At 67.1% G+C, this 21,058-nt stretch carries 22 protein-coding genes and 1 pseudogene; 9 read left to right on the forward strand and 14 right to left on the reverse strand.

The window, feature by feature from the left end; genetic code table 11:
• Positions 1-62: 62 nt before the first annotated feature.
• Both maiA and OKW52_RS01400 read right to left on the reverse strand, forming a co-directional pair.
• The gene (maiA, locus tag OKW52_RS01395) at positions 63-707 is read right to left on the reverse strand and encodes a maleylacetoacetate isomerase (protein ID WP_264504121.1); all 645 of its coding nucleotides are present in this window, start codon (positions 705-707) and stop codon (positions 63-65) included.
• Positions 704-1,402: a fumarylacetoacetate hydrolase family protein gene (locus OKW52_RS01400; protein ID WP_264504122.1), complete on the reverse strand. Its 699-nt coding sequence runs from the start codon at positions 1,400-1,402 to the stop codon at positions 704-706. Before OKW52_RS01400 ends, maiA begins: the two co-directional genes overlap by 4 nt.
• A 281-nt stretch (positions 1,403-1,683) precedes the next feature.
• Here OKW52_RS01400 and OKW52_RS01405 point away from each other — a divergent pair.
• Positions 1,684-1,926: pseudogene (locus OKW52_RS01405) on the forward strand (MarR family winged helix-turn-helix transcriptional regulator); the annotation flags it as partial.
• Between the two features lie 212 nt (positions 1,927-2,138).
• Here OKW52_RS01405 and OKW52_RS01410 read toward each other — a convergent pair.
• Complete coding sequence (locus OKW52_RS01410) at positions 2,139-3,713, reverse strand: ABC-F family ATP-binding cassette domain-containing protein (protein ID WP_264507629.1); 1,575 nt, start codon at positions 3,711-3,713, stop codon at positions 2,139-2,141.
• Positions 3,714-3,921: 208 nt separating this feature from the next.
• Here OKW52_RS01410 and OKW52_RS01415 point away from each other — a divergent pair, with 208 nt between their 5' ends.
• The 6 genes from OKW52_RS01415 to OKW52_RS01440 all read left to right on the forward strand — a co-directional run bounded on the left by OKW52_RS01415 (position 3,922) and on the right by OKW52_RS01440 (position 9,588).
• The gene (locus OKW52_RS01415; RefSeq protein ID WP_264504123.1) at positions 3,922-5,097 is read left to right on the forward strand and encodes a substrate-binding domain-containing protein; all 1,176 of its coding nucleotides are present in this window, start codon (positions 3,922-3,924) and stop codon (positions 5,095-5,097) included.
• Positions 5,098-5,242: 145 nt separating this feature from the next.
• Entirely contained in the window at positions 5,243-6,004 is a 762-nt protein-coding gene (locus tag OKW52_RS01420; RefSeq protein WP_264504124.1) for an ABC transporter ATP-binding protein, read from the forward strand.
• A complete protein-coding gene (locus OKW52_RS01425) occupies positions 5,997-6,719 on the forward strand; it encodes an ABC transporter ATP-binding protein (protein WP_264504125.1) in 723 nt (240 codons plus the stop codon). The genes OKW52_RS01420 and OKW52_RS01425 overlap by 8 nt, the downstream gene beginning before the upstream one ends.
• Positions 6,716-7,762: a branched-chain amino acid ABC transporter permease gene (locus OKW52_RS01430; RefSeq protein ID WP_264504126.1), complete on the forward strand. Its 1,047-nt coding sequence runs from the start codon at positions 6,716-6,718 to the stop codon at positions 7,760-7,762. The genes OKW52_RS01425 and OKW52_RS01430 overlap by 4 nt, the downstream gene beginning before the upstream one ends.
• A 3-nt stretch (positions 7,763-7,765) precedes the next feature.
• Positions 7,766-8,812, forward strand: a complete 1,047-nt coding sequence (locus OKW52_RS01435; protein WP_264504127.1) for a branched-chain amino acid ABC transporter permease — start codon at positions 7,766-7,768, stop codon at positions 8,810-8,812.
• Positions 8,809-9,588, forward strand: coding sequence for an alpha/beta fold hydrolase (locus tag OKW52_RS01440; protein ID WP_264504128.1), 780 nt, complete (start codon positions 8,809-8,811; stop codon positions 9,586-9,588). The genes OKW52_RS01435 and OKW52_RS01440 overlap by 4 nt, the downstream gene beginning before the upstream one ends.
• Positions 9,589-9,805: 217 nt before the next feature.
• Here OKW52_RS01440 and OKW52_RS01445 read toward each other — a convergent pair whose 3' ends face one another.
• Genes OKW52_RS01445 through OKW52_RS01460 form a run of 4 tightly spaced genes read right to left on the reverse strand, consistent with a single transcriptional unit; the run spans position 9,806 to position 12,594 of the window.
• Positions 9,806-10,162 (reverse strand): hotdog family protein, encoded by a 357-nt coding sequence (locus OKW52_RS01445; protein WP_264504129.1) that lies wholly within the window; start codon positions 10,160-10,162, stop codon positions 9,806-9,808.
• Positions 10,159-10,503 (reverse strand): MaoC/PaaZ C-terminal domain-containing protein, encoded by a 345-nt coding sequence (locus OKW52_RS01450; protein WP_264504130.1) that lies wholly within the window; start codon positions 10,501-10,503, stop codon positions 10,159-10,161. Before OKW52_RS01450 ends, OKW52_RS01445 begins: the two co-directional genes overlap by 4 nt.
• Positions 10,500-11,948, reverse strand: coding sequence for a class I adenylate-forming enzyme family protein (locus OKW52_RS01455; protein ID WP_264504131.1), 1,449 nt, complete (start codon positions 11,946-11,948; stop codon positions 10,500-10,502). The genes OKW52_RS01450 and OKW52_RS01455 overlap by 4 nt, the downstream gene beginning before the upstream one ends.
• 19 nt (positions 11,949-11,967) lie before the next feature.
• Complete coding sequence (locus OKW52_RS01460) at positions 11,968-12,594, reverse strand: TetR/AcrR family transcriptional regulator (protein ID WP_264504132.1); 627 nt, start codon at positions 12,592-12,594, stop codon at positions 11,968-11,970.
• Positions 12,595-12,720: 126 nt separating this feature from the next.
• Between OKW52_RS01460 and OKW52_RS01465 the strand changes: the two genes are divergently transcribed.
• Positions 12,721-13,857: a WD40/YVTN/BNR-like repeat-containing protein gene (locus tag OKW52_RS01465; RefSeq protein WP_264504133.1), complete on the forward strand. Its 1,137-nt coding sequence runs from the start codon at positions 12,721-12,723 to the stop codon at positions 13,855-13,857.
• On the opposite strand, the gene OKW52_RS01470 is transcribed toward OKW52_RS01465, so the two are convergent.
• The 4 genes from OKW52_RS01470 to nthA are packed head-to-tail and all read right to left on the reverse strand — an operon-like array spanning position 13,854 to position 16,347.
• On the reverse strand, positions 13,854-14,750 hold the full coding sequence (locus tag OKW52_RS01470) for a DMT family transporter (protein WP_264504134.1): 897 nt from the start codon (positions 14,748-14,750) through the stop codon (positions 13,854-13,856). The two genes, OKW52_RS01465 and OKW52_RS01470, sit on opposite strands and share 4 nt — an antisense overlap.
• A gap of 52 nt (positions 14,751-14,802) precedes the next feature.
• Entirely contained in the window at positions 14,803-15,099 is a 297-nt protein-coding gene (locus OKW52_RS01475; protein WP_264504135.1) for a nitrile hydratase accessory protein, read from the reverse strand.
• Positions 15,086-15,742, reverse strand: a complete 657-nt coding sequence (gene nthB, locus OKW52_RS01480; RefSeq protein ID WP_264504136.1) for a nitrile hydratase subunit beta — start codon at positions 15,740-15,742, stop codon at positions 15,086-15,088. The genes OKW52_RS01475 and nthB overlap by 14 nt, the downstream gene beginning before the upstream one ends.
• Positions 15,739-16,347 carry a nitrile hydratase subunit alpha gene (gene nthA / locus OKW52_RS01485; protein ID WP_264507630.1) on the reverse strand — a complete coding sequence of 203 codons (609 nt, stop codon included), beginning with the start codon at positions 16,345-16,347 and terminating at the stop codon, positions 15,739-15,741. Before nthA ends, nthB begins: the two co-directional genes overlap by 4 nt.
• Before the next feature lie 131 nt (positions 16,348-16,478).
• Here nthA and OKW52_RS01490 point away from each other — a divergent pair, with 131 nt between their 5' ends.
• Positions 16,479-17,216, forward strand: a complete 738-nt coding sequence (locus tag OKW52_RS01490) for a helix-turn-helix transcriptional regulator (protein ID WP_264504137.1) — start codon at positions 16,479-16,481, stop codon at positions 17,214-17,216.
• 109 nt (positions 17,217-17,325) lie between these two features.
• Here the strand turns inward: OKW52_RS01490 and OKW52_RS01495 are convergent, their stop codons facing one another.
• From OKW52_RS01495 to OKW52_RS01505, 3 genes are all read right to left on the reverse strand, one after another.
• A complete protein-coding gene (locus tag OKW52_RS01495) occupies positions 17,326-18,546 on the reverse strand; it encodes an MFS transporter (protein ID WP_127108031.1) in 1,221 nt (406 codons plus the stop codon).
• A gap of 51 nt (positions 18,547-18,597) precedes the next feature.
• Positions 18,598-19,281, reverse strand: a complete 684-nt coding sequence (locus tag OKW52_RS01500; protein WP_264504138.1) for a haloacid dehalogenase type II — start codon at positions 19,279-19,281, stop codon at positions 18,598-18,600.
• 72 nt (positions 19,282-19,353) lie between these two features.
• Positions 19,354-21,027: an FAD-binding dehydrogenase gene (locus tag OKW52_RS01505; RefSeq protein ID WP_264504139.1), complete on the reverse strand. Its 1,674-nt coding sequence runs from the start codon at positions 21,025-21,027 to the stop codon at positions 19,354-19,356.
• Positions 21,028-21,058: the final 31 nt, after the last annotated feature.

Raw genomic sequence — 21,058 nt, forward strand, 5'->3', positions numbered from 1 at the left:
GAATACTAATTTCGCTCCCGGGCATAAGTTTGTGCTATTTCCTGCACAAACCCGGGACTTGGTTACTCGGCATCCGGCTGCTGCGACGGGTGCGCCGCCGCAAAGGCAGGATGCGTATCGCAGGCGGCGGCAATCTCGGTAAGGCGGGGCATGGCGCTGGTATCAACCTTGAAGCGTTTGGCCGAAAAAAACTGAGGAATCAGATAGATCTCGGCCATGCCCGGCGCGTCGCCAAAGGCAAAGCGGGTGGGCGGGCGTTTGGCCAGAAGGGCCTCGCAACTGGCCAGACCCTCGCCGATCCAGCGCTGGCACCAGGCCTCTTTGCCGTCTGGCCCCTGGCCATAAGCGGTTTCAAGATACTGCAAGGTCCGCAGGTTCTGCAGCGGATGGATTTCGCAGGCGATCACCGCACAGAAAGCCCGCACCGCCGCCCGCTCTGCCGCATCCTGCGGCAACAGGCGCGGCTCGGGATGCGTTTCGTCCAGCCATTCCAGAATCGCGGGTGATTGGGTCAGCACCAGCCCGTCCACCTCAAGCGTCGGCACCAGCCCTTGCGGGTTCAGCGCACGGTATGCTGCCGACTTCTGCTGCCCGCCATCCTTGACCAGATGCACCGGTACGAACGCGGGCGTCAGGCCCTTGAGGTTGAAGGCAATGCGGCAACGATAGCTGGAAGAGCTGCGGAAATAGCCGTGAAACCGCATCATTCGGCGGCCCCCAGCGTCAGGCTGATCGGCTCGAGCCCGTCGATGCCACCGGTGATCGCATCCCCGGCCACCACCGGGCCGACGCCTGCGGGCGTGCCGGTCAGGATGATGTCGCCCGGTTGCAGGTGATAGTAATGCGACAGGTGGCTGATGACCTCGGCCGGCGACCAGACCATATCGTCCAGCGTGGCGTCCTGCCGGGTGGTGCCGTTGACCTCCAGATGGATGCGCCGTCCGGCCAGCGCGAAGCCTGCCGCCGGGGTGAGCGTGGTCAGCACTGCCGAACCCTCGACATCCTTGCCCAGATCCCACGGGCGGCGGTTGTCCTTGCCGTCTTGCTGGCGGTCACGCCGCGTCATGTCCAGCCCGCAGCCATAGGCGAAGATCGCGGCCTCGGCCTGCGCCAGATCGGCCTTGAACACGGCGTCACCGACAGCGACGACCAGCTCCATCTCATAGTGGAAATCCGAGGTGCCCGGCGGATAGGGCCGTGTTTCGCCCGACAGACACACCGCCGAGACCGCCGATTTGGTGAAATACCACGGCGCCTCACGGTCCACGGTGCCGCCCATTTCGGCGGCGTGCGCCTCATAGTTGCGGCCCACGCAGAAGATGCGCGACACGGGATATTCGGCCGCCTGCCCCAGCACCTTGAGGCTGCGCACGGGCGCGGGTGTAAACAGATACTGGGTCATCTGGCCGGGTCCTTATCGGTGCCCGTCGCGCGGGCGGTCATGGCGGCAGGCCACGTGGCAGTGGCCCCGCGCCGCGGTGGCGGCGTGCCCTGTTGTGGCATGTCCTGATCCGGCAGAAAACACCGGCTCATGCCCCGGTCAGAGGCAAGCGGATGAGCGCGCCCAACTGTGCCATACGATTCGCCCTCCTCAACGCCCGATAAAGGAAGTGTGCTAACAATTAGTCCACTTGTCAAACGCCATCGCTTGTCTATCCTGCGCTCATGTCCGTGATCCAAACCATGCCGGGCCATCTGATCCGGCGCCTGAACCAAATATCCGTGTCGATCTTCCAGGCCCGCATCGCCGAGCTGGGGCTGGATTTGACGCCGGTGCAATTTGCCGCGCTGGCGTCGCTGCGCGACAATCCCGGCATTGATCAGGCGACGCTGGCCGGGTTGATTGCGCATGACCGCGTGACGATGGGCGGCGTGATCGATCGGCTGCAGGCCAAGGGGCTGGTTCTGCGCATGGTGAACAGCAAGGATCGCCGCGCTCGGCAGGTATCGCTGACCCTTGAGGGGCGCGCGCTGATCGACCGGTTGTTGCCCGAGATCGACGCGATTCAGACCGACATCCTGTGCGGGCTGAACCCTGAGGAACAGGTGCAGTTCACCGCCCTGGCGACCAAGGCGATGCTGGCCGCCAACGAGCGCAGCCGCGCGCCGATGCGGCCCCGGGATGAGGCCCCCCACGATCAGGACAAGGCGATCCGGCGATCCAGATTGAGTGACGCAAGAAACCGCTGGTCATGGCTGACCACCACCAGCGCACCGTCAAAGCTGGTCAGCGCGACCTCAAGCGCCTCGGTTGCGTCCAGATCCAGATGATTGGTCGGCTCGTCCAGTATCAGCAGCCCGGGCGGCTGTTCCCCACCCAGCGCACAGGCCAACCCGGCGCGCAGACGCTGACCGCCGCTGAGCGTGCCGACCCGCTGCAAGGCATCGCCCGCGCGGAACAGAAACCGCGCGAGCGTGGCACGGATCTGGGTTTCATCGGCTGTGGGGTTGAGGCGTTTGAAGCCGTCGCGCAGGGTTTCATCGGGATTGAGCAGGCTCACGGTCTGATCCAGCAGCGCATGGGGAACACGGCGGTGGATCTGACCGGCGGCGGGTTGCAGTGCCCCCGTGATCAGCGCCAGCAACGTCGATTTCCCGCTGCCATTTGCCCCGGTGATCGCCACCCGCTCGGGCCCGGTCAGCTGGAACGACACATCGCGGATTACCGGGCGCGCCGGGTCATGCCCGCCGGTGACGCCCTGCACCTGCAGCACCACCTTGTCGCGCGGCAGGCCCGTCGGCGGCAGGTCCATGCGCAGCGGCTGGAGGATTTCGATGCGGGACCGTGCGGCCTCGCTGGCCTCGGCCACCGCCGACGCGCGGGCATCGCGCAGGCGGGCATTCGCGCCGCCGCTCGACTCTGCGCGCTCTTGCGCCCGGTCCATCAGGATCTTCGGCTGCCCGCCCGCCGCCCGCCCCCGCTTGCCCGCACCATCCTTGCGCGCCTTGCGCTCGGCGGCTTGCCGGGCGCGGCGCGCGGCTTCGTCCTGCGCGCGCGACGCAGTTGCCAGATCCTGCGCCGCCGCGCTCAGCTCGATGTCCTTGCGGGCGCGGTAATCGGTGTAATTCCCGCCAAACCGCGCCGCGCCCAGCGTGGTCAGTTCGACGATGGCATCCATCCGGTCCAGCAGCGCGCGGTCATGGCTGACCACGATCGCCGCCCCGGACCAGCCTGCCAGCAGGTCCAGCACGGCCTGCCGCCCCTCCGCGTCAAGGTTGTTGGTCGGCTCGTCCAGCAGCAACACCGCCGGCGCGTCAAACACCGCCGCCGCCAGCGCCGCCCGCGTCCCCTGCCCGCCGCTGAGACTGTCCAGCGGCATGTCCGGCGCGACAGCCAGCCCGCAGCGCAGCAAGGCAGCGTCGATGCGGGACGGCAGCGTCCAGTCAGCCTCGGCCAGCTCGTCAGCGCTGGCCTCGCCCGCCTCGGCCCGGTCCAGCAGGGCCAAGGCGTCGCGGGCGCCGAAGAGGTCGGCGAGGGTTTCTCCGGGCGCAAAGCTCTGGCGCAGCAGCGCGGCGCGGCCCGTAACCTGCACCGTGCCCGACACCGGCACCAGCGCGCCGGCAATCAGCCGCAGCAGCGTGCTTTTGCCGGTGCCATTGCGGCCGACAAGTCCGGTGCGTTCAGCGCCGAAGGACAGGGAAAGATCGGTGAAAAGCGCGGTCCCCTCAGGGGTGGACCAGCTCAGACGGGACAGGGTGACAGACATGGACAGGCTCGCGGTTCGTGATCGGTTGGGCGATGACGGCGCGATGTTGGTCCATGGTGAAGTCTCCGTTTGGTGGCGCGTTATCTAAACCTTGCCCCGCGCAGATCAAGGGAAAGCACCCCCGCGCCCAAAGATTTCTTGACAGGTGGGGATTCCCCCGGCATCCCTAAATGAAACATGAATCATCGTTCATGTTTATGACAGGGAGGAAACGATGAGACTGATGTTAAGCGCCGCGTTCATCGCGCTCGCCACCGCACCCGCCGTGGCCGATGAGATCCGCATTGCCCATATCCACGATTCCACCGGCGCGCTCGAGGCCTATGCCGCGCAAAGTCAGACCGGGCTGCTGCTGGGGATCGAATACGCCACCCAAGGCACCATGCAGATCGACGGTCATGATCTGGTGGTGACCGAATACGACAGCCAGCTGCGCCCCGATCTGGGCCGCGCGCTGCTGGCGCAGGCCTTTGGCGACGATGATGCGCATATCGCCGTGGGGCCGACCTCGTCGGGCGTGGCACTGGCCATGCTGCCGGTCGCCGAGGAATACGAGCGCATCCTGCTGGTCGAGCCCGCCGTGGCGGACTCGATCACCGGGTCCGAATGGAACCGCTACATCTTCCGCACCGGGCGCAACTCCAGCCAGGACGCCATCTCGAACGCCATCGCGCTGGGGCAAGAGGGCGTTGTGGTCGCCACGCTGGCGCAGGATTATGCCTTTGGCCGTGACGGCATCGCCGCCTTCCGCGAGGCGCTGGCCGATACCCCCGCCCAGCTGGTGCACGAGGAATACGTGCCCACCGACACCACCGATTTCACCGCCGCTGCCGAGCGTATCTTCAACGCGCTGCAAGAGCACGAGGGCGACCGCCGGTTGTTCGTGATCTGGGCCGGGGGCGGCAACCCGATGGGCCGCATTCAGGCGATGGACCCGTCGCGTTTCGGCATCCAGCTGGCCACCGGCGGCAACATCCTGCCCGCGATGGTCGGCTACCGCGACTTCCCGGGCATGGAGGGCGCGACCTATTACTACTATGAAATCCCGCAGAACCCGGTGAACGACTGGCTGGTCGAACAGCACATGGCCCGCTTCGGCACCCCGCCGGACTTCTTCACCGCCGGCGGCATGGCCTCGGGCATCGCGGTTGTCGAGGCTTTGCGCGCCACCGGCGGCTCGACCGACACCGAAGAGCTGATCGCGGCCATGGAAGGCATGCATTTCGAGACCCCCAAAGGCGAGATGTGGTTCCGGGCCGAGGACCATCAGGCGATGCAGTCGATGTACCACTTCCGCATCCGGGTCGAGGATGACGTGGAATGGGCGATCCCCGATCTGGTGCGTGAGATCACGCCGGACATGATGGATATCCCGATCCGCAACCAGTGATCTGACCCGATTTCGCCTCCCGGGGGCGGCCGCCCGCGCCGCCGCCCCCCTCATCATCTGTCTCTAAATATCCCCGCCGGAGGCATCCGCCGCGCGCCACAGGCGACCGGCCCGGCCCGTGCATCTGTCAACCCCAGGAGCCCCCATGCAGCCCTCGCTTGTCACCAAGGATCTGACCGTGCGCTTTGGCGGCCATGTCGCCGTGGACCATGTGAGCTGCGCCTTCACCCCCGGCCAGCTGACCGCCATCGTCGGGCCGAACGGCGCGGGCAAGACCACGTATTTCAACCTGATCTCCGGTCAGATCCGCGCCACTTCGGGCCGTGTCGAGCTGCTGGGGCAGGACATCACCCGCCTGCCCGTCGCCGCCCGGACCGAGGCGGGACTGGGCCGCGCCTTCCAGCTGACCAACCTCTTCCCGCGCCTGACGGTGCTGGAAAACGTCCGTCTGGTCGTGCAGGCGCGCGAGCGGCGCGGGTTCAATCTGTGGACCATGGCGATGGGCCACCGCGACCTGATCGCCGAGGCCGAAGCGGTGCTCGACCGCGTGCGCCTGACCGCGCTGGCGCATCAGACCGTCAGCGCGCTCAGCCACGGCGATCAGCGCAAGCTCGAGGTGGCGGCGATGATCGCGCTCAAGCCCCGTGTCTTCATGTTCGATGAACCCACTGCCGGCATGTCGGTCGAAGAAGCGCCGGTCATTCTGGACCTGATCGCCGGGATCAAGGCGCAAGCCGACACCACCATCCTGCTGGTCGAACACAAGATGGACGTGATCCGCTCGCTGGCCGACCGGATCATCGTTCTGCACAACGGCGCGCTGGTGGCCGATGGCGCGCCGGCAGAGGTGATGGCCTCGGATGTCGTGCAAGAGGCCTATCTGGGCAAGGAACTGACCGATGTCTGACCCGATCCTGTCCCTGCGCGACGTCAAGACCGACATTGCACAATACCACATCCTGCACGGCGTCAGTTTCGACGTGCCGCGCGGCGGGGTGACCATGCTGCTGGGCCGCAACGGCGCGGGCAAGACCACGACGCTGCGCACGATCATGGGTCTGTGGAAGCCCCATGCCGGGGAAATACTGCTCGACGGCGCGGCCATCAACGGCCAGACCCCGTCGCAGATCGCCCGGCGCGGCATCGGTTTCGTGCCCGAGGATATGGGCATCTTTTCCGACCTCACGGTCGAGGAAAACATCCGCCTCGCCGCGCTCACCGGCGCGCCCAACCCTGAGCGGCTGCACTGGATTTTCGGCGCCTTTCCCGCGCTGAAAACCTTCTGGCACTCGGCGGCGGGCACGCTGTCGGGCGGGCAAAAGCAGATGCTGTCCGTCGCCCGCGCGATGGTGGAAGAGCGCGAACTCTATCTGATCGACGAACCGTCCAAGGGCCTCGCCCCCGCCATCGTCGCCACACTGGCGCGCGCGCTCAAGGATCTCAAGGCGCGCGGCGCCTCGATCTTGATGGTCGAGCAGAACTTCTCGCTCGCCCGCGCCTTGGGCGATCACGTCGTGGTCATGGATGACGGCAAGATCATCTGGACCGGCGCGATGGCCGATCTCAAAGCCGACGCCTCCCTGCAAGAACGCCTGATGGGCCTGAAAATGGAGCACGCATGAGCGCGCAATCCCCGGGCGCTGCGCCCAGCCACGCCCCCACCATCACCCGCCTGCCGCTGTCCGAGCGGATGAAACCCTGGCTGCCCTATCTGCTGGTGCCGGTGCTGATGGTGCTGGGGTATTTCGCCATCGACTCAAGCAGCTCATGGCTGACGCTGACCGTCTCGGGTCTGGCCATGGGGATGATGATCTTCGTCATCGCCTCGGGCATGACGCTGGTCTTCGGGCTGATGGACGTCATCAACTTCGGCCACGGCGCGTTCATCTCGTTCGGCGCTTTCGTCGGCACCTCGGTGCTGCTGGCACTCGGCACGATGACCGGCGCACCCTCGCTATTGCTCAACCTTCTGGCCATCACCGGTGCCGTGATGGCCGCCATGGTCGTCACCGGCGGCATCGGCTTTGCGTTTGAGCGCTTCATCGTGCGCCCGGTCTATGGCTCGCACCTCAAGCAGATTCTGGTGACAATGGGCGGGCTGATCGTGGCCGAACAGCTGATCTACGTGATCTGGGGCGGGCATGAGATCGTCATCGCCCGGCCCGAAACGCTCAAGGGCGCGATCACCTTTGCAGGCGCGGCGCTGGAGAAATACCGGCTGGTTGCGGTGGCCGTCGGGCTGGTGGTGTTCCTGTCGCTGCGCGCCGTACTGCGCCGCACCAAGCTGGGGCTGATCGTGCGCGCCGGGGTCGAAAACCCCGAGATGGTGCAGGCGCTTGGCTACAACATCACCCGCGTGTTTGTCGGCGTGTTCGTCACCGGCTCGGCGCTGGCTGGCCTCGGCGGGGTGATGTGGGCGCTCTATCAGGAGGTGATCACCGCCCATATGGGCAACGAGATCATGATCCTTGTCTTCATCGTGGTGATCATCGGCGGGCTCGGCTCGGTCGAAGGCTGCTTTATCGGCGCGCTGACCGTGGGTCTGGTGCAGAACTACGCCGCCTTTCTGGAACCCAAACTGGCGCTGATCTCAAACATCGCGCTGATGGTGGCGATCCTGATGTGGCGGCCCATGGGCATGGTCCCTGTGGTAAAGGCGAAATAAATCATGCGGCTTCTCTCAGGCGATCCCCCCAAAAGCATCGTGCTCTCGGTGCTGCTGCTCGCGGTGCTGGTGGCACTGGCCTTTGCCCCCTTCCTGTTCCCCGGCTCACGGTCCTTGGAGACGGCAGCGCGGATCTGCATCTTCATCGTGCTGGTCGCCAGCTATGATCTGCTGCTGGGCTATGGCGGCATCGTCAGCTTTGCCCATACGATGTTCTTTGGCATGGGCGCGTATGGCGTCGCCATCGCCACCGACCGGATGGGCACCGGCTATGGCGCGCTCATGCTGGGTGCGCTGGCGGGCATGACGGTGGCGGGCGTTGTGGCGCTGCTGGTGGCGCTGCTGTCGCTGCGCGTGCGGGCGATTTTCTTTGCGATGATCACCCTCGCTATTGCATCGGCCGTGGCGGTGCTGGTCAGCCAGCTGTCGGGCTTTACCGGCGGCGAGGATGGCATGAACATCCGCATCCCGCGCGAACTGACCCCGGCCTTCCGGCTGGGCGAGGTCTTCGGCACGCAGATCACCGGCAAGATCCTCAACTATTACGTGGTGTTTTTCGCCTGTCTGGCGTTGTTCCTCTTGATGCTCAGGATCGTGAATTCACCGTTCGGCCGCGTCCTGCAAGCGATCCGCGAGAACGCCTTCCGCGCCGAGGCCATCGGCTACCGCGTCGTGCTCTACCGCGCCATGGCCACCTGCCTGTCGGCGATGATCGCCGCGCTCGCGGGATCGCTGTTCGCGCTCTGGCTGCGCTATGTCGGCCCGGCAACAACGCTGGGCATGGAGATCATGATGGACATCCTGCTGATCGTGGTGATCGGCGGCATGGGCACGATGTACGGGGCGGTGGTCGGCACGGCGATCTTCGTGCTGGCGCAGAACTACCTCAAATCGCTGATGGGCGGCCTGTCCGAGGCCACCGCCTCGCTGCCGCTGATCCCCGACCTGCTCAGCCCCGACCGCTGGCTCTTGTGGCTGGGGGTGCTGTTCATCCTCTCGGTCTATTTCTTCCCCACCGGCATCGTCGGACGGCTCAGGGGCACCCGGTGACACCGGCCACGGCGCTGCACCGCTGGGGCGCGGGCGCGCCGGTAATCCTGCTGCACGGCTGGACAATGACCGGCGACGTCTGGGCCCCGGTGGCCGAGCGGCTGAAGGGCGAAAGCTTCGCCCCCGACCTGCCCGGCCACGGGGCAACGACGGGATACGCGCCCAGCGTGGAGGGCGGCGTGGCGCAACTGCGCGACCTGATCGCTGACCAGGGGCTGCAAGAGGCCACGCTGGTCGGCTGGTCACTGGGCGCGCTGATCGGCTGGTCGTATCTCGCACAGGGCGGCACCGGCATCGCCCGCATGGTCTCGCTCGACATGTCGCCCTGCCCGCTGCCCGCGCCCGGCTGGGACTTTCCCATGCGCGGCCAAAACGCCGGGAAAGCCGCCCGAGGCGCCACCCGCTTCCGTCGGGACTGGCCCGCGGCCGCCCCTGCCATCGCTCAGGGCATGTTCGCCCGGCCGGAAGGCTGCGCGCTGATGTCCCGCGCGCATGCGGAAACCCGCATCCGCGCCCAGAACCCCGACGCGATGACCCGTTTCTGGACCTCCCTGACCATGATCGACCTGCGCCTGTCGCTGACCGCCATCCGCCAGCCCCTGCTCGCCCTCCACGGCGCGCAAAGCCGCGTCTACCCTCCCGCGACCGGCCACTGGATCGCGCAACACGCCCCGTCGGGCCGCGCCCTTGTCCTGCCCGGCTGCGGCCACGCCCCCAATCTCGAAGACCCCGCCGCCACGGCCACCGCCATCGCCCGTTTCCAAAGCGCGGCATAGCCGGAAACCCCGGGGGGATTTTCCATCCCCCGGCCCCCCTGGAGGATATTTGCCGAGCAAAGAGGGCCCTTAACAAAAGGTTAACCACCGTTCTTTGCTCTCTAAATATCCTCGGGGGTGAATTCGGCCTTGGCCGAAGAGGGGCTGAAAGCCCCCTGACGCGCGCCGCGCACGCGGCGCTTAAAAGGCGTGCGGCGCAGCCGCTCCGCGAGATCCCTCAGGCAGTGACGTCCCGCGCGAGTACCAGCGCGCGGCCTTCGCAGATCAGTGTTCCATCCGCGCTGTGACAGGTCGTCCGCAAATCGACGAGGTGTTTTTCGGGCCGCACACGGGTGATTTCCACGCGCGCGGTCAGCGTGGTGTCGATTGCGGCACGACCCGTGAAGGCGAGGCTTTGTTTGAGGTAATTCGTGCCAGCCCCCGGCAGCCTGACCCCCAGCAGAAACGAGAACAGCGCGGCGATCAGCGGTTCGGGGACGTGGTCGGGCAGCGCGCTGCCGGTGAGGGCGGCGAAATCGGCCATGTCTTGCGCGGTGTAGCGGCGGGTGGTTTCGGCGACATCACCGGCTTTCATGCCAGCACCGCCGTGCCCTGAAAGCAGACCGCGCGGTCAGCCGCGCGCGTGGCGGTCATGATCAGCCCGTCCGCGCCATCGTCCAGACGCAAGACCAGTCCCTCACCCGCATAGGCCGGGTTCGGGAACATCATGTCCTGAGACACATAGGCCACACCCGGGCGGGCATCGCGCACCATCGCCCAGAGCTTGGCATACACCAGCATCCCGTGGCTGACCGTACGCCCAAAGCGGGTCCGCGCGCTGAAAGCAGGGTCTACGTGGATCGGGTTATCGTCACCCGAGATCCGGGCGAAGGCGTCGAATTCGGCCTGTGTTGGTGTCCAGTGTGCTTCGATCATGGCACCAGCTTCCGCAGCTCGGGCTTGCGCACCTTGCCCGCAGCCGTGCGGGGGAAATCGGTCACGACATGGAAGGCTTTGGGCAGTTTGTACCCCGCCAGCCTTTCGCGCAGCCAGCCGGTCAGTGCGCAAGGGTCTACCGGATGCCCGGGCCGGGCGATCAGGAACGCAACGCCGCTCTCGCCCCATGTCGCATCGCTGACCCCGATCACGGCGGCGTCCAGCACCGACGGGTGGGTGATCAGCACCTTCTCCACCTCGGCCGGATAGACGTTCTCGCCGCCCGAGATGTACATATCCTTGATCCGGTCGATGATGCGGTAATAACCGTCGCTGTCGCGCTCGGCCACATCGCCGGATTTCAGCCAGCCGTCCACCGTAAAGCTTGCCGCCGTCGCGCCCGGGTTGTCCAGATACCCCGGCGTCACCGTGGGTCCGCGCAGCAACAACTCGCCCGCGCCCGGCTGGCCGTCGGCCACGCCGTCGAGCCGCGCCTCGGTCATCATCTGCGGTTTGCCCACCGATCCGATCCTGGTGATCGCCGCCGCGCGGTCGATCAGGAAGCCGGTCGGCCCGGTCTCGGTCATGCCGAAGCCGTTGCAGATCACCGCGCCGCGGTCAGCAAAGAAGCGGATCGTGGCCTCGGGCAGCGCCGCACCGCCGCAGGCCCAGCCGCGCAGGCGCGACAGGTCGATGCCCGACAGATCCATGTGCATCAGCGCCTGATAAATCGCGGGGACGCCGAAAAACTGCGTCACCGCGCCTTGGGAGATCAGCGCCACCAGCGCCTGTGCGTCGAACTTGCGCAGCACCAGCGACGATCCGCCCCACAGGAAGATCGGCAGGGTAAACAGGTTGATCCCGCCGGTGTGGAACAGCGGCAGGAAATTGAGCGTGCGGTCCTCGGCCACCAGCCCCATCGCCTGCGCGATGTTCATCGCATTCGCGACCACCATGCGCGGTGTCTGGATCACCGCCTTGGGCGTCCCCGTGGTGCCCGAGGTGAAGAGCACGTACCACGGCTGCTCGTCATCCACCTGCACGGGATCCAGCGCGGGGCCATCCGGGATCTCCAGCGCCATGACCGGCACGCCCAGCGCGGCGGCGGGTTCGGCAAAGGTTTCGTCGTGCAGCACAAGTGTGCAGTTGACGCTACCCAGCACCGGCTTCAGCTCGGCCACCGGCTGACGCCAGTTGAGCGGGGCAAGGATCAGCCCGGCCTTTTGACAGGCAAAGAGCGCCACGAAGAACTCGGGCCGGTTGTGGCACAGGATCGCCACGCGGGCCCCGCGCGGCACGCGCGCCAGCAGTGCAGCCCCCAGCCGGGCGGCGGCGGCATCGACGCGGGCAAAGCTCCACGCATCGCCCGTCTCATGATCCCGGAACGCCAATGCATCCGGCGTCAGCTGCGCGCGGCGGGCGGCAAGGTCGGGGATCAGGCCCATCGCGTCACCGTCGCCCGCTTCATGGTCTCAGCCCACGTTCCAGCATGTCGAACACCTCGGTCACCAGCGCATCGGGATCGACCTCACTCTCCCAGATCGCGAAGCGTTCGCCCAGCGTCACGGCCATGCCCATCAACGCCCAGGCGCGGACCTCGGCGTCGCCGTCGCGGATTTCCCCTTCGTGCGCGGCGGCGGCGAGGTTCTGGGCATAGCCGCGCGCAAAGGTGGTGTAATAGGCGCGGTAGGCGTCGGGGGCGACGAAACGCGCCTCCATGACGATGTTATACAGCGCCGGACGTTCCGCCACGAAGCTGAGAAACGCGCGCAACCCCCGGCGTTCGGCGGTAAGGCGGTCGGGGGCATCGGCGACAGCATCGGCCAGAAAGCCGCGGGTCAGCTTGCCCATTTCCAGCACCAGTTCGCGAAACACCTCGTCCTTGGACTGAAAGTAGATATAGAACGTCCCCTGAGCGATCCCGGCACGGCGGGTGATGTCCGCGATCGAGGCGGCTGCAAAGCCGACCTCGCCGATCACTGCCTCGGCCGCCTTGATCAGCGAGTCGCGCGTGTCCTGCCCGCGCCGTGTGCGGGGTTTGGGGGTGCGCGGGCGGACAGGTGCCGGGCGGTTGGGGCTGGCCTCGGGCATGGGCGCTCCTGAAACATGAATCATTCGTCATATTGAGACCCGTCAGGAAACTGTCAAGAAATTTCCCCTGCCCGCGCCAGAACCCATGCTACGCTTCCTCTCGCCGATTCTGCACGGGAGAGAGCGATGGGCGGACAGGTGACGGTGCTTGCAGCCACCAGCAAGGGATTGTTTCTGGTCGACTCGGACGAAGCGCGCAAGGACTGGACGCTGTCCGGGCCGTTCTGCGACGGCTGGCCGGTCGCCCATGCGCTTGGCGATCCGCAGACCGGCACGATCTGGGCCGCGGCGGGCGGCGAGTGGCAGGGGTCGGCAGTTTTCCGATCCCATGATCACGGGGCCAGCTGGACGCATGCGATGCTGGCCAATGGCCATATGGACGTGATGCTGGCGCAGAACGAAGACTTTCGCAAAATGCTGGGACGCGGGCCGGGCCCGGACGCACCGTTCAAGGGCGAGATCACCGCGCTCTGGGCCTTGGGCCGGGTGGGCGACACGCTTTATGCCGGGGCAAAACCGGCGGCGCTGTACGCCAGTCATGACAACGGCGACAGCTGGCAGCGGGTGCAGGGGCTGTCTGATCACCCCTCGGCCGACAGCTGGGAGCCGGGCGGCGCGGGGTTGGTGCTGCACACCATTCTGGGCGAGGGCGAGAAGCTGCTGGTCGGCATCTCGTCCGCCGGGGTTTTCGCCAGCGAGGACGGCGGCGCGACTTGGGAACGGCGCAACCGGCGCACCAACCTGTCCGCCACGCCGCACCCGGTCACCGGCCAATGCGAATCCGATATTGGCCTGTGCGTGCATAACATCACGCGCAGCGCGGACGGACAGACGCTGTATATGCAAAACCACACCGGCGTGTTCCGCAGCCGCGATGAGGGGCGCAGCTGGGATGAGATTAGCGATGGGTTGCCGTCAAAGTTCGGCTTCCCCGTTGCGGCCCACCCAAGCGACCCGGATACGCTCTATGTGCTGCCGCTCAGCGAATGGGGCGGGCGCACGCCGCCAGAGGGCAAGGCGACCATCTGGCGCTCTCGCAACGCGGGCGACAACTGGGAGCCGATGCGCGAAGGGCTGCCCGACAACGCCTATTTCACCGTGCTGCGGCAGGCGATGGCGACCGACAAGGCGGACAAGGCCGGGATCTATTTCGGCACCAACTCGGGCAGCGTGTTCGCGTCAACCGACGATGGCGACAGCTGGAGCGAGATCGCGCGCCACCTGCCGACCGTGCTGGGCGTCGAGGTTATGCACCGCCGCTAATCGTGCTCGGCGGCGATGCTGCGCGGCTGGCGCGCCGGGGTCAGCAGGATCGCCGCCAGCACCAGCACGCAGGCCACCGCCTGCGCCGGATGCAGCGATTCGCCAAAGCCCAGCCAGCCGACGGCAAACATCACCGGCAGTTCGATACTGCCCGCCATGGCGGTGCGCGCGGTGCCGACGATGGGCGAGCAAAGGACATAGAACAGCTGAGGCACCAGCGCCGTGCCCAGACCGATACCCAGCACCATCAGCCAGCCATAGCCATCGACCGGCAGCAACTGTGCAACCGGGGTCGCCAGCACCAGCGGCAACAGACCCAGCACCGACCCCAGCGAGACGACGCCGATCCGCACCAGCACCGGGATCGTGTTCAGCCGGTGAACCAGCACGGCAATGCCCAGCCCGAACCCGGCGGGCGCGGCGAGCGAGAGCAGCAAGGCGGGCAACAGCTCGGGTGCAACCGCGCCGGGGGTGGTGACCAGCGCGGCAGCGGCAACGATCATCGCCGCGCCAAAGATCGCGCGACCGGCGGGGCGCTCGCCAAACAGCAGCCACGCGAACAGCAGCGCAAAGGCCGGATAGGTCATATAAAGCACGCCCGCCGTCGACACCGGCACCATCTGCACCGCGCTGACATACGAAGTCCATCCCAGCCCCATCAGCACACCGACCCCCAGTGCCCAGAACAGCGTGCGCCCCTGATCGCGCACGCGCCACGCCAGCAGGGCCAAGAGCGCGCTGGCCAACAGGTAGCGCGCAAAGGCGACGGCGTGGGGCGGCATCCCCGCATCGGTCAGCGACCGGGCGAACAGCGGCACAAGGCCGAAACACACCGACGCGAAGACGACGCCGAGCGTCGCAAGGCCCAAACCGGGCGTGGGAAGATTGCGCACCTGCATAACCCTCGCTACCACGCGATTCGCATTATGAACAGTGCTGTACAGATTAGCCGGAGACGTTTTCCAGCAGGATCGGCTGTCCATGCGGCGTGGCGTGTGCCGCGTCCTGCCAGCGGTGCGCCAGAGCGGCGATCTCGTCGGGCACGGCGATGCCTTTTTGCGTCAGAATACCCTCAAGCGCCTGCAGCCAGGCGTCCCAATACTCGGCCCCCGTCGCCAGCTGCGCCCCCAGCGCCTGCGTCCAGTCGGGCCAGCTGAACAGCCCCGCCTCGCTGAGCGCGACGGTCAGGCCAAAGACCTGCGCCTGCCACGGCGCCAGAAAGGGTTGGTCAGGCGCGCTCAAGATACCCCTCCCACAGATCGGCGCTGAGGGTCAGGCCGGGCTCGCTGTCCGGTCCCCAAACCTCGGCCCCGTCAAACACGACGGTGTACAGGCGTTGTGGCTGCTCGCCTTGCCCATGCGCGTTGGTGTCGGGCAACACGAAGCCGCCATGCTCGGACTCCACCACGCCCGCATGCCCGGCCAGATAGGTCGGCACCCGCGTATGGCCGCGCGGATGCGCGTTGCGGCAGCGCACGCGGTCGCCGGGCGCAAAGCGCGGCGCGGTTTCAACCCGACGGTCACACGGCCCGCCGCGGGCCAGAGCGCCGGGCACCGCCTGCGCAGACAGACGTCTGGGGTGCGGGTCTCGGGCCTGCGCCTGCCCCTCGGCCAGTTCCTGCGGCGTCAGCAGATCGTGGCGCTGCAGCAGGGTTTCCAACGCGCGCGTCCATATTTCGTAATAGCTCGAAGCATAGTAGACCACCGGCGGCAGGCTTTCGCGCGCATGACGGCTCTCATCCAAATTCCAGTGCCCCAGCGCGCCGCAGGCCAGCACCACCCCCAGCGCACGGGCTTCCCAGTCGGCGTGAAACAGCGGCTCGTTTGCCTCGGGCGCGACCGCACCGAAGCCCATCTTGCCGCCCAGATCATGCGGCCCGTTCATGCCGGCACCCGTGCCAGCCCGGTGCCGATCATGCTTTCGCGCGTGACCAGCTCGGCCAGTTGCGCGGGCGACCAGCCCTCGGTTCCCTCAGGGCGCATCGGCACCACCAGATAGCGCAGCTCGGCGGTGGAATCCCACACGCGCAGCTGCGTGCCCTCGGGCAAGACCAGCCCGAACTCGGCCAGCACCGCGCGCGGCTCGATCACCACGCGCGAGCGATAGGCGGGCGATTTGTACCAGACCGGCGGCAGGCCCAGCAGGCTCCACGGGTAGCAAGAGCACAAGGTGCAGACGATCACATGATGCTGGCCGGGCGCGTTGAACACCGCCTTCACATGCTCACCCTGCCGCCCGGTGAACCCCATCGCGCCCACCGCCGCCGTTGCATCCCGCGCCAGCCAGTCGGCAAAGGCGGGGTCGGTCCACGCCCGCGCCACCACCGCCGCCCCGTTCTGCGGGCCGACTTTGTGCGCGTAGGTTTCGATGATCGCGTCCACGGCGGCAGGATCAACGAGGCCCTTTTGCACAAGGATCGTCTCTAACGCGCGAACGCGCGCGTCCATCGGATCCAGATGGTTGTCGTGGTCGTGGTGGTCATGCGGCATGGCGGGCACCCGGTTGTGAAACCTCATGCTAGGCCATCGTGCCAGCCCGGAAAAGCCGGGATATGCGACCTCTGGGTGCTAGGCGTTCAGGCCTTGCTGTGGCAGGCTCGCGGTCAAAGGACAGCAGCAAGATGCCACAGGGCCTGACCGATATCTTCCAGTATCCCGCGCGGATCGGCGCAGCGCACAGCATCGGCGCGGTCTGCGCCGAGATGCTCGCGCTGACCGAACCGCTGGGCTACTCGGTCTATGCCATCGGCGCGGTGCCGCATCCGCAGGATCCGTATCCGTCAAGCTTCATGGTCACCAATTGGCCCGAGGAATGGCGCACCGCCTATTTCGACCGTCAGTTCGGCCGCCGCGACCCGACGCTGCGGGCGCTGGCGCAGACCAGCCAGACCTTTACGGTGACAGAACTGCGTCAGGGCCGCATGGGTTTCGCGCCCACGGCGAAAGAGCTGGAGGTGCTCGATTTCGCCGCCGGACTCGGGTTGCCCAGCGGTCTGATCGTGCCGGTGTTTCGCGCGCGGGGCTATACCGGGGTCTGCTGTCTTGTCGGCAAAGCCCCCGAACCCACGCCCGAAATCCGCGCCCGGCTGCAGTTCATCGCCGAGCATACCCATGACCGCCTGCGCGCGCTCAGTGCCGCGCATAGCATCGGCGAGGTGACCGAGACGCTCAGTCCGCGCGAAACCCAGATTCTGGTTCTGGCGCGACAGGGACTCAGCGACGCGGGAATCGCCCAATCGGCCGCGATCAGTGTGCGCACCGTGCGCTTTCACTTCGACAATGCGCGGCGCAAGCTCGCCGCCCGCTCGCGCGCAGAGGCGATCGCCATAGCGGTCGCACAGCACCTTTTACCGACCTGACCTGTCAGAAGTCACAGTTGCGTGCGGCGGCGGCAGAGTTAAGCTTTGACACATTGATATAGTTTTTTCAAAGTCGGGGCGGTCCTTTGGACCGTCCCTTTTTTGTCGTTCACGCTGTGGCCAGTGCCCCCGTGGCCCGTCCCGGCCTGCTGCGCAGCAGGATGGTCAGGATCACCACGATATTCAGCAGGTTCCATGCGATGCCATTCACGAAGGCCATCGTGTACGAGCCGCTGACGTCATAGATCCAGCCCGACATCCAGCCGCCGAGCGCCATGCCGACGATGGTTGCCATGATGACAAAGCCGACCCGAGCGCCGGCCTCGCGCGCCGGCATGTATTCGCGCACGATGATCGCATAGGCGGGCACGATGCCGCCCTGGCTCAGGCCAAAGATCAGGCTGACGACGTAGAGCGACACCAGCCCGTCGAACGGCAGGTACAAGAACAGCCCGATCATCTGCCCGACCGAGCCGATCAGCAGCGTCGGGATGCCGCCCAGCCGGTCGGTGATGAACCCCGAGATCAGCCGCGACACCACGCCGCCCATCAGCATCACGCTGAGCATCTCGGCCCCGACAGCAGGGCCATAGCCAAGGTCCACGCAGAAGGCGACCAGATGCACCTGCGGCATCGACATCGCCACGCAACAGCCGATCCCGGCCAGCGCCAGCATCCACGCCAGCGTGCGCGGCGAGTAGGGGGCGCGGCGCGGGATCAGGCTGGTGGCCTGCGCGGTCGCGGTCATGCTTTCGGCAGGCACCCGGCGGCGCAGGAACTGCGCAGCGGGGATGACGACGACGGGGACCAGAGCGGCCAGAACCCAACAGACGGCACGCCAGCCGCTCGCCGCCAGCACACCGGACAGCGCCAGCGGCCAGATCGCCCCGGCGAGATAGTTGCCGCTGGCCGCGATGGCCACGGCGATCCCCCGCCGTTTGCGGAACCACAACGAGATGTCCGCCAGCAAAGGCCCAAAGAAACACGCCGTCCCCAGCCCGATCAGGAATTGTGCGCCCGACAGCAGCCAGATCGTCGGGCTGAGCGCGGCCAGCACGTAGCCAAAGCTCGACAACAGCGCGGCCAGCGACAGCGCCACGCTGACACCGAACCGGTCCACCACCCGGCCCAGCACCAGATTGCCCAGCGCAAACCCGGCCATCGTCAGCGTATAGGGCACCGAGGCATCGCCGCGCCCGCCGCCGAATTCCGCCTGCACGGCAGGCAACAGGGCGATGATCGACCACATGCCGACGTTGCCGACGGTGGCAATCCCCAGCGACAGGGCGAGGCGGGACCATGAATAGCGGGTGTCGAAAATCTGGCTCATGCCCGCACCTTAGGCAGCGCAAACCGATGCTGCCAGCGCAAACTTTACAGGTTAAAGGCTTTCCACCAACCCCGGCAGCGCGGCCAGATCCGACAGCACATGCTGCGGGCTGCCGAACAGCCGGTCGCGGGGCGCGCCATCGCGGTTCACCCACACCGTCGCGAAGCCGTACGCCGCACCGGCGCAGGCATCCCAGCCGTTCGAGGACACAAAGAGCACCTCTTGGGGCGCCAGTTTCAGCCCCGCGCCAACCAGTTCATAAACCCGGCGGTCCGGCTTGAAGACCCCCACGCTCTCGACACTGAACAGCCCCTCGAACACCCCGCCCAACCCGGCCGAGCGCACCGCCCCGTCCAGCATCCCCGGCGAGCCATTCGACAGGATCGCCAGCCGCTGACCCTGCGCCGCCAGCGCGACCAGCATCGCCGGAACCTCAGGAAACGCGGCCAGATCCCAGTACAACTGCAACAGCCGCGAGCGCAGGCCCGTATCGCTGAGCCCGGCATTCTCCAGAGCCCAGTCCAGCCCGTCCTGCGTCACGCGCCAGAAATCGGCATGCGCCCCGGCCACGGCCCGCAGCCATGTGTACTCCAATTGCTTGCGCCGCCAGTCCGCCGCGATCTGCGGCCATTTCCCGGCCCACCCCTCGGCCCCCGGCTCGCCCGCCGCGATCCGCGCCGCCGCGCCCACGTCGAACAGCGTGCCATAGGCATCAAACACACAGGCCTTGATCATCGTCGCCCTTTCATCTTGCCAAAAATACGCTGGGGGGTGAGGCCCGGCACGGGCCGAGGGGGGCTAGCCCCCCTACCCCGCCGCCCGCCCCGCGCTGCGGCCTGAAAACAGGCAGCCGCCCAGAAACGTCCCCTCAAGTGCGTTAAATCCATGATAGCCGCCACCGCCAAACCCGGCGCATTCCCCGGCGGCGAACAGCCCGTCGATCCGCGCGCCTGCCGCGTCCAGCACCGCGCCGTCCAGATCGGTGTGGATGCCACCCAGCGTCTTGCGGGTCAGCACCGACAGGCGCACGGCGATCAGCGGGCCGTGGGCCGGGTCAAGGATGCGATGCGGTTTGGCGGTGCGGATCAGCTTGTCGCCCAGATAGCGCCGCGCACCGTTGATCGCAGTGATCTGCGCGTCCTTGGCGAACGGGTTGGCGACCTGCGCATCGCGCGCATCGATCTGCGCGCGCAGCATGTCGACGTCCAACACCGGATCGCCCATCTCTCCCGCCAGCCGGTTCATCCCCGCGACCAACTCGTCAAACGACTGCGCCACGACGAAATCGGCCCCGTGTTCCTTGAATGCCTCGACCGGCGCGGCCGCCTTGCCGCCGGACCCCAGCCGCGCCTTGAGCACCTCGCGCCATTTGCCTGAACTCAGATCCGGGTTCTGCTCGCTGCCCGACAGCGCGAATTCCTTCTTGATGATGCCTTGCGTCAGCACGAACCACGAATGCGCGTGGCCGGTGGACAGGATGCGCTTCAGCGTGCCCAGCGTGTCAAACCCCGGCAGGAACGGCGCTTCCATCCGCTGCCCCAGCGCGTCGAACCACAAAGACGAGGGGCCGGGCAGGATGCGAATACCATGTTCGGGCCAGATCGGCGCCCAGTTGCGGATGCCTTCGCAATAGTGCCACATCCGGTCGGTGTTGATCAGCCCCGCGCCTGCCTGCGCCGTCACGTCGATCATCGCGCCATCGACATGCGCGGGCACCCCGGCAACCATGCGCGCAGGCGCCGGGCCGAGGCGGTCCACGGGCCATGCCCTGCGCACCCTCTCGAAATCGCCCCCGATCCCGCCCGAGGTGACGATGACCGCATCGGCCTCGACCTCGAACGCCCCGGTGACCACGCGGCTCGACGTCTGACCGCGCTCAACGGCGGTGTCCTCCAGCACGTCACCACCAACCCCGGCGATCCGCCCGGCCCTGCGGGTGATCGCGGTGACGCGGTGACGAAAGGCAAAGACCAGCGTGCCCGCCGCCTCATGCTCGCGCGCCATGCGCACGAACGGGGCCAGAACCCCCGGCCCCGTGCCCCATGTGATATGAAAGCGCGGCACCGAATTGCCGTGACCCTTCGCCAGCGCGCCGCCGCGCTCGGCCCAGCCGACGACCGGGAACCAGCGCAGGCCGATGCCCGCCAGCCAGTCGCGCATCTCGCCTGCGGCGAAATCGACATAGGCCTCGGCCACCGTGCGCGGCCAGTAGTCCTGCGGGCCGTCGAACTGCGCCGAGCCCAGCCAGTCGTTCAGCGCCAAGGCGCGAGAGTCGCGGATTCTGAGGCGGCGCTGCTCGGGCGTGTCGACCATGAACAGCCCGCCCAGCGACCAGAACGCCTGCCCGCCCAGATTTTGCGGCCCCTCCTGATCCAGCACCAGCACCCGCTTGCCACGCGCGGCCAGCTCGCAGGCTGCCGTCAACCCGGCCAGACCTCCCCCGACGACGGCAACATCCGCCTGATAGCGTTGATCCCCCATGCGACGCCCCCCTGGCGATGCGTTGATGCAA

Source organism: Pararhodobacter zhoushanensis (genome assembly GCF_025949695.1).
GTDB lineage: Bacteria > Pseudomonadota > Alphaproteobacteria > Rhodobacterales > Rhodobacteraceae > Pararhodobacter > Pararhodobacter zhoushanensis_A.